Source organism: Belnapia sp. (genome assembly GCF_059504005.1).
Map to the genome: position 1 here is coordinate 1 of NZ_JCACHU010000053.1, position 7,376 is coordinate 7,376.

At 65.5% G+C, this 7,376-nt stretch carries 9 protein-coding genes and 1 pseudogene; 3 read left to right on the forward strand and 7 right to left on the reverse strand.

From position 1 onward, the window contains the following. Positions 1-55 precede the first annotated feature (55 nt). From AC5JJ1_RS08725 to AC5JJ1_RS08755, 7 genes and pseudogenes are all read right to left on the reverse strand, one after another. Positions 56-328 (reverse strand): annotated as a pseudogene (locus AC5JJ1_RS08725) (transposase); the annotation flags it as partial. 506 nt (positions 329-834) lie between these two features. Further along, positions 835-1,863 (reverse strand): alpha/beta hydrolase, encoded by a 1,029-nt coding sequence (locus AC5JJ1_RS08730; protein ID WP_495784722.1) that lies wholly within the window; start codon positions 1,861-1,863, stop codon positions 835-837. Positions 1,864-2,078: 215 nt separating this feature from the next. Next, positions 2,079-2,369, reverse strand: coding sequence for a hypothetical protein (locus AC5JJ1_RS08735; RefSeq protein ID WP_495784723.1), 291 nt, complete (start codon positions 2,367-2,369; stop codon positions 2,079-2,081). A gap of 1,074 nt (positions 2,370-3,443) precedes the next feature. Next, the gene (locus AC5JJ1_RS08740) at positions 3,444-3,659 is read right to left on the reverse strand and encodes an Ada metal-binding domain-containing protein (RefSeq protein WP_495784724.1); all 216 of its coding nucleotides are present in this window, start codon (positions 3,657-3,659) and stop codon (positions 3,444-3,446) included. A 153-nt stretch (positions 3,660-3,812) separates the two neighbouring features. Continuing rightward, a complete protein-coding gene (locus AC5JJ1_RS08745; RefSeq protein WP_495784725.1) occupies positions 3,813-4,349 on the reverse strand; it encodes a VOC family protein in 537 nt (178 codons plus the stop codon). A 28-nt stretch (positions 4,350-4,377) separates the two neighbouring features. Beyond that, positions 4,378-5,052 carry an aldo/keto reductase gene (locus AC5JJ1_RS08750; RefSeq protein ID WP_495784726.1) on the reverse strand — a complete coding sequence of 225 codons (675 nt, stop codon included), beginning with the start codon at positions 5,050-5,052 and terminating at the stop codon, positions 4,378-4,380. 123 nt (positions 5,053-5,175) lie between these two features. Then, positions 5,176-5,436 (reverse strand): DUF2798 domain-containing protein, encoded by a 261-nt coding sequence (locus AC5JJ1_RS08755; RefSeq protein ID WP_495784727.1) that lies wholly within the window; start codon positions 5,434-5,436, stop codon positions 5,176-5,178. Between the two features lie 104 nt (positions 5,437-5,540). On the opposite strand from AC5JJ1_RS08755, the gene AC5JJ1_RS08760 reads away from it, so the two are divergent. From AC5JJ1_RS08760 to AC5JJ1_RS08770, 3 genes are all read left to right on the forward strand, one after another. After that, positions 5,541-6,458 (forward strand): LysR family transcriptional regulator, encoded by a 918-nt coding sequence (locus AC5JJ1_RS08760; protein ID WP_495784728.1) that lies wholly within the window; start codon positions 5,541-5,543, stop codon positions 6,456-6,458. A gap of 123 nt (positions 6,459-6,581) precedes the next feature. Continuing rightward, positions 6,582-6,992, forward strand: a complete 411-nt coding sequence (locus AC5JJ1_RS08765; RefSeq protein ID WP_495784729.1) for a putative toxin-antitoxin system toxin component, PIN family — start codon at positions 6,582-6,584, stop codon at positions 6,990-6,992. Continuing rightward, positions 6,989-7,237: a toxin-antitoxin system HicB family antitoxin gene (locus AC5JJ1_RS08770; protein ID WP_495784730.1), complete on the forward strand. Its 249-nt coding sequence runs from the start codon at positions 6,989-6,991 to the stop codon at positions 7,235-7,237. Before AC5JJ1_RS08765 ends, AC5JJ1_RS08770 begins: the two co-directional genes overlap by 4 nt. The last annotated feature ends 139 nt before the right edge of the window (positions 7,238-7,376 follow it).

Sequence of the window (7,376 nt, forward strand, 5' to 3'; positions counted from 1 at the left end):
GAAGACACCCCCAGCCTCAGCTGAGGGCGGCAAGGGTCCGTAGACGCCGCTTACGAATGGAGCCGATCAGGCCTTCGGTCTGGCGCAGCGCCAGGCGGAACACAGCCCGCAGGGTCAGGGCGGTAGCGATGGCCAGCGCGGAGTAGGTGGGCTGCCCGCCCCGGCCAGTACGTGGCTCGGCCTTCCAGGCCTCGATCGCTTCCGGCGTGAACCAGACCGTCAGGCTGCCGCGGGCGCGCAGTCCAGCATCGTACTCGGCCCAGTTGGTGACCCGATGCTTCTGCTTGGGAATATGGTGGCGCCGAGCGGCGTTCGTTTTGAAAGGCAAGAGGGCCGCCCCTGGAGGGTGAAAGGGGCTCGCCCCGGCCTCATCCTACCTCATGCGCCCCAAGCCGCCGACCGCTGCAACAAGGTGTCTTGCGGTCGGTACCTTGTTGGTTGGTTTAACCTTGTTTGGCTTGGCCGCCGAACAGCACACTGCTACCGAACCGAGAAGCAGGTGTGGCGGGAAGGTCTGGCAGAGCTCTGGGCCTCCGCCAGACGAGTGCGGCGTGGGTGCCCTTCGCCCTTTGCCGCTCGGACAGCCCATACCTACACAGAGTACACCTTAAAAGGCGGCCCAACACACGCAGTGAGCTGCGGGTAATACCAGAACCTCTTTGACCAGAACCTGTGCAGTAAAGCAGTTCCGTCGAGGCCGGAGCGGACTGCGTCAGGGCGGCCCTGTGCCGCCGAAAGGTTGGGTTTGGTGGGACTTGGCATAAGCCGACGCGACAGCGAACCATGAAGCGCATGCGTCGCAAGCTGTTGCTGCAGCCGTGCCGGGCAATGCCATCAGCCGGGCCAGGCTTCCGGCAGCCGCGCCGCGAGCCACCGAGCTAGTGCGGCGTTCACCGCCGCCGGCTTCTCCTGCGCCATCCAGTGGCCAGACTGCACCACCACCTCTGTTAGATCGGCGCAGTCGCGCCGCATCGGCTCCGCGAGGCGCGAGCCTATTGTGTCGCAAGTATAGTCATACGCCCCATGCAGGAAGAGTACGGGCATCGCCAGTCGCCCACCATCCGGCGCACGCTTCGCGTAGTCGATATTGCGAGCGTGATTGCGGTACCAGGCATCCGGTCCGGAGAAGCCATTCCGGGCGAGCGCAGCGGCGTAGTGAGAGAGTGATTCCGCATCCAGCACCGCGGGATCCATCGGCACGTCCGGAGCCCTGTCGGCCCCGCCAAACCAGCCACCATCGGCTCGGATAGTCGCGGTGCGGGAGGGCTTGCCGCGTGCCCCTGGATTGCCGGCGCGGAACAGGGATCGGATGGTGGCCGAGGTGTCCGCCTCGAATACCGCCGAGGCACGTTCGAACTGGTCTTCATAGAAGACTTGATAGTCCCACTGGCCGGCGGCGAAGCGGTCCTCAGGGTAGAGGCTCCGGTCCACCAAAGGAATCAGGTTTGGCAGCGCGAAGCCTTGCGCGATGTAGGGCACGCAGAGGTTGGCGACGCCGACGACCCGATCCTTGTGGTGGGCGGCCAGGCTCCAAACCACCGGGGAACCCCAGTCATGCCCGACCCAGATGGCGCGCTCGCGCCCGAGCCCATCCAGAAGGTCCAGCATGTCCTGCGCAATGGCCTCGAGGGCGTAGTCCTCGATCCGGCCAGGGACGGAGGAACGGCCATAGCCCCGCATGTCAGGCGCGACGCAGCAGAAACCAAGGTTGGCGAAGCAGCGCAGCTGGTGCCGCCAGCTGATGGCCAGTTCCGGCCAGCCATGAACGAAGATGATCAGCGGCGCGTCCTGCGGACCGCAGTCGAGGTACGCTGTGGTGTGTCGTGGGCGCCTTACGACGCCTTCCAGCAGTGGATAGATCATGCCGGCAGCTTATCCCTGTCCTGGATTAGCGCTATCTCAGCACATATGGCCAAGGGGTCAGCAAGAGTTTTGCGTCCCGTCGGTTTTACGGTGGATGCTGGCGAGAGCGTCATGGATAGTCTGGCCCACTTATACCGAATCCCGTTGACCAGAACCTATGCGGGGCGGCCGCGCCCGCAAGCTTATCGGCGCCCGCCCCCGCGCGTCGTCATCGTCTATGGCTTGCCGTTGCCTCTGACGCGCGGACGAGGCGAGCGGGACAGCAGGAACAGGACGCCCAGCACCAATGTCACCGGAACCCAGACCGGCAGCAGTACCGGGGCGAGGTATATCGGCATGATGAGCCACTCGCTGTCAGCACCAGGACCCGACACCAGAAAGCCGAAGAGCGCCCAAACGATAAGCACGGCATAGAAGCCCTGCCAGGCCCAGAACAGCCCGCGGATCCAGCGCCCATAACGCGGCGTAATGGCCGCGGGCTCTCCACCTACATTCGATTCCGCCATGGTCGCCTCCGGCAGCTTCCCAACACAGTGCCCACGGGCCTGCCGATCAGGTCCATGAGTTCTGATCAGAAGGATCTGGTGTTATACCGAATCTCGCTGGTCAGAACCCATCTGGCCAGAACCCATGTAGAAGAGCGGCTCGGTTGAGGCCGAAGCAGGCCGCGCCGGGGCGGTCCTCCGCCGCCGATAGGTTCGGGTCAACAGGACTTGGTTTAAGCGGTAAACTTACTCATTCAGATCAATGTTGTCGCTTTAGCCGGTATGTCACAGCTTGGCTGTCGTGTGTGGTAATCGGAGTTACCGTGCGAGGCGTGACTGCAGCAAAGTAGTTTCAGCGTCGATGATGCGGCCATCTTACGTCAGGCGCACCTCGAGCACGTCCACAAGCCACGCGTCTCTCGTGCTCGTTCGACGAGGTACCCGCAGCGGATGCAGTTGGCACCGTTTTCATCCGCAGCGAATGGGTCAGCAAAACGCCGCCTCGTCACTTTGAGACCATTTGACGCTACGTCATCCTGCTCGTGGTGTTTGATGGCTGCGGTGCCGCTCGAGACCTGAGCAAGCCCCTCGCCCGTCAGGGATGCCTGCTGCGCTGACGGCTCCCATGCTGGCATCACATGCACGGTTGGTGGCGTGGGCTCGGGCACCGCCGGTTGCGCTTCTGAAAATAAAGCAGGCGAAGCCACCCTGGCGCGAAACCCATCAGGCCAGCTTTCCGCATGGGCATCGCGTCGCACTGGATGCGGCTGACTTCTCAGCGGTCTCGGTGCCGCATGCGCGACATGCACGACTTCAACGACCCGGTTAGCCACAGTGCCAGAGCGGTTTTTACGAGGCGCCGTGACAATGTGACGAGTTTCGCTGGAAGTTGTCGCCCGGTTGGAACGGCGTGAGAAAACACGATCTGCTTCTGACATACATGTCCATTATTGATGGTGGCCGCCTTTCACAGCGGACAGATAACGACGCTGCACTAATTAGTGCCGTTACCAAGTTTTTATACTCACAAATCTATTACCGCAGCCGTCAGATCAACGTTGGAACTGATCTTTGGATGCAGCTTATGTGGCGACTTTAACACAACCCATGCTTTCGGGCCGTGCAGGCTTCGCAGTAACTGCAGAGTTTATTACCCTTCCAGTCGCGCGTGACGTTCTCTCGTCGCGGCATGCGAACCTTGCAGACGGGCCGGCAGTAGATGCCGGTTGTCCGGACGCCGACGAAAAAGAGGCCGTCGAACAACGGGTCTCGCCTGATCATCGCCTCCTCGCAGGTTTTCGCATCGAGCATGGGCTGAGCCTAGTAGAGGGAAGCCGCCCTGGGGGAGAGGGCGTGGCATGATCACGTCCGAAAGCGACCGGTCCCCCTCCCCTCCCCCACTCAGCAGACCGCTTTCAATGACCCAGGCAGGAGCAGGCGCCGGCGTTTATCAGTGCTAGGCCCTCAGCCGGCGCGGCGCAGTGGCTCGCCGAATTCCAGGACATTGCCCTCCATGTCTTTCACGAAGCCGACGCGCCGCCGGAAGGGGGTGCCGTCGAGGTCATAGGTTTCCGCCCGCACGAAGGTGAGCACGCCTGCGGTGGCCAAGCCGTCCAGCACCACGTCGACATCCTCCACACGGAAGCAGAGGTGGCCATAGCCGGTACGCGCGAAGTGCTCGGGAAAGCTCATCGCCTCCGGCAGGCCGATCCCGCTGGCATCGGCCTCGACGAGCTCCAGCATCGTGTCGTTCAGGCGCAGGTAGGCGAGCCGCTTGCCGTTCAGCGCGGCGACGCGCCACGCCACCTCGACCCGGAATCCGAGCCTCGCTTGGTACCAGGCCAGCGCGGCCTCGAAGTCCCGCACGTTGAGCGAGACGTGGTCGAAGCGCATGCCCGCGGCGGCAACGGGCGTCGCGTCCGCGGTTGGCGGGAGGCCGAGCCCGACGAAGGCGGTGGCGGTGGCGGTGGCGGTGGCGGAGAGCAGGTTGCGACGGTCCATGATGGCGATCCTTTTGCGTGGGATAGGGTCAGGCGTCCGCCAGGGCGCGCAGGTTCTCCTCGAGATGCGCGATGCTGGTCGTGCCGGGGATGACAATCACGTTCGGCGAGCGGGCCAGCAGCCAGCGCAGCGCCGCGGCGGGATCGAGCCGTGCGCCACGCTGCATCGGATGCGCGCCGAGCGGGCCATAAGGGATGAAGGCGATGCCCTTGCTCGCCGTGTAGTCCACCAGCGCCTCGCTCTCGCGCTCCTCGGCGTTGAGGCGGTTCTGGACGGATGCGATGGGGCCGACGGCCAGCGCGCGGTCGAGCTCCTCGCGGGTGACGTTGGAGAGGCCGATGTGGCGGACCTTGCCAGCCCGGCGAGCGGCGTCCAGCGCGGCGACGCTTCGCTCGATCGGCGTCTTCGGATCCACCCGGTGGAGCTGGAACAGGTCGATCCGGTCCACGCGGAGCCGGGCGCGCGCCTCATCCACTTGGCGGGCGAGGGTGTCAGGGGAGCCGTCGACGACGATCTCGGTCGGGCCGCGCTTGTCCACACCGCCCTTCGTCGCAATCACGACCCCCTCCAGGTAGGGGTGCAGCGCCTCGGCGATCAGCGCCTCATTGTGCCCGGGGCCGTAGGCACGGGCGGTATCGAAGAGGCGGATGCCGAGCTCGGCTGCCCGGGCGCAGCAAGGCCTTGCCCCCCTCCTAATCCGCAAAGGGGCCGAAATTGCCAGGCTGGCCGGTGAGGCGCATGGCGCCGAAGCCGAGGCGGGGGACGACGAGATCGCCACCGATGGCGAAGGTGCTGGTCATGATTGTCGGCTCCTGCGGGCGGGGGGTCAGGCGGTGAGCCGCTCGACAAGGGCGCGCACGCGAGGCGCGACCACTGTCACGGCGGGGAAGGCGAAGGACCAGGCCAGGGCGTAGGCGTGCAGCCAGCGCCCGACGAAGCCGGTCTCGAGGCCGGTGTTGACCGCGGTGATCGCGGCGGCGAGGACGCCGGACAGGCTGATCGACAGGAAAAAGGCGAAGAGCACCGGCGCGTAGCGGCGCGGGATCCTGGGCAGCGCTGGAAGGTAGAGGGCGAGGGACACTGGCATGGGCTCCGGGGGGTTGCGGTGCCCGGCAATCTGCCGCTCAGGGCAGATCGAAAGAATTCTCGTCAGATCGACAGCACTCTTTGATGTGGCTAAAGAATGGAGCCGTGCCGACCGATCTCCGCCTCGTTGCGACTTTCGTCGAGGTCGCCCGCCGCCTCTCCTTCTCAGGCGCCGCCCGCGCGCTCGGCCTGACGCCCGGGTCGGTGAGCCTCAATATCCGACATCTGGAGGAGCAGCTCGGCGCCCGGCTGCTGACCCGCACCACACGGCAGGTCCGGCTAACGCCAGAAGGCGAGCGCTATCTCGCCCGCTGCGGCCCGGCCCTGGAAGCCTTGGCTGAGGCCGATGGCGCGGTACGTGAGGAGCGGGAGGCGCTCACCGGCCAACTGCGGATCAGCAGCACGACCGCCTTCGGCCGGACCCACCTCCTGCCGGTGATTGCTGACTTCTCCGCTGCCCATCCCAACCTCGAGGTAGAGCTGTCGCTCTCCGACCAGTTCGTGGACCTCGTGGCGGAGGGCTTCGACTTGGCGATCCGGGGCGGCGTGCTGCCGGTCAACGAGTATGTCTCGCGGCTCATCCTCCCGGTGACCATGCTGGTCTGCGCCTCGCCGGGCTACGCGGCGCGCCATGGGCTGCCATGCACACTGGACGAGATCGATACCCACCGGCTAATCGGCATGCGCAGCAACCCCTCACAGGAGGTCTTCGCCTGGGAGTTTGCCGGCGAGGGTGGCGTGCAGCGGCGGCCGATTGTCCCTGCCTTCGTGGTGAACGACCCGGAGGGGGTGGCGCTCGCCGCCGCGGCCGGCATGGGCCTAGGTCAGGTTGGCTCGAACATCGTCTTGCCGAAGGTTGCCGCTGGGTCGCTGGTGCTCGCGCTCACGGAGCGGGCGGTGCGCTCACGCGGGCTCTACGCCGTCTATCCCTCGCGCCGCTTCGTGCCACGGCGGCTTACCGCCTTTGTGGCCACCGCCGTAGAGACCTTCGCGCAGCGGCCAGATCTCGTCTGGACATACTGACCGACTGTCTGCATGCCTTTTTCAATCCGTGGAATGGATCTTTGACGGTCCGTGACAAAGGGCAGGGGTGGACGGCGTTAGAGCCGTGATGTCATATACGACATCATGATTCTAAGGGTCGTCTTGGATACCGATGTCATGGTTGCCGGCTTCGTCAGTAGCTCGGGCGCGTCCCGCCAGCTCCTGCTCGCGGCGCTCGACGAGGAGTTGCGCCTCCTTCTGTCGACGCCGCTGATCCTCGAGTACGAGGCCGTCCTTACGCGCGCCTCCGTACTGGAGATGGCGAGCATCTCGGCCGAGGAGGTGCTGGCGGTGCTCGACGAGGTCGCTGGCGTCTGTGTGCCCGTGGCGTTCGACTTTCGCATCCGCCCAGGCGCGCGCGACCCGGACGACGACTTGGTGCTGGAGACGGCGGTGAACGGCGGCGCCGACGTCATCGTAACGTTCAACCTGGCCGACCTGCGCGACGGCGCGGCGCGGTTCGGCATCCCGGTCGAGCGACCGGCCAACGTGCTGAGGAGGATGAGGGGATGAGCAGTTTCCCGCTGCGGCTGCCCGACGACCTGAAGGAGCGTGCGGCCGCGCAGGCCGAGGCCGCAGGTGTGAGCCTGAACCAGTACATTGCCACTGCGATCGCCGCGCGCGTCGGCGCGCAGGCTGAGGCGGAGCGCTACTTTGCCGCGCGCGCTGCGCGAGCGCAGCCGGGTCGTGCGCGGGAGATTCTGGGACGGGCGGGGCACGGCAAGGCGCCGACGGAAGGCGACGAGGTCGGGAGTTAGCGGCACACCATAGGCGATGGCAGTTACCGCGCAGGAAGTGGTTTGCTGACAGATAACAGTGCTTCTCAAGATGCTTAAAGCCGCCCGCGAGTAACCGGGGCAAATCCGCGGGCGCGGCTGGCTGGTCAGACGGGGGCTG

Coding starts and splice junctions, on each gene's coding strand:
- AC5JJ1_RS08730 (WP_495784722.1), bottom strand. CDS start 1,863: ATGATCTATCCACTGCTGGAAGGCGTCGTAAGGCGCCCACGACACACC.
- AC5JJ1_RS08755 (WP_495784727.1), bottom strand. CDS start 5,436: ATGCCAGTGTCCCTCGCCCTCTACCTTCCAGCGCTGCCCAGGATCCCG.
- AC5JJ1_RS08735 (WP_495784723.1), bottom strand. CDS start 2,369: ATGGCGGAATCGAATGTAGGTGGAGAGCCCGCGGCCATTACGCCGCGT.
- AC5JJ1_RS08745 (WP_495784725.1), bottom strand. CDS start 4,349: ATGGACCGTCGCAACCTGCTCTCCGCCACCGCCACCGCCACCGCCACC.
- AC5JJ1_RS08740 (WP_495784724.1), bottom strand. CDS start 3,659: ATGCTCGATGCGAAAACCTGCGAGGAGGCGATGATCAGGCGAGACCCG.
- AC5JJ1_RS08770 (WP_495784730.1), top strand. CDS start 6,989: ATGAGCAGTTTCCCGCTGCGGCTGCCCGACGACCTGAAGGAGCGTGCG.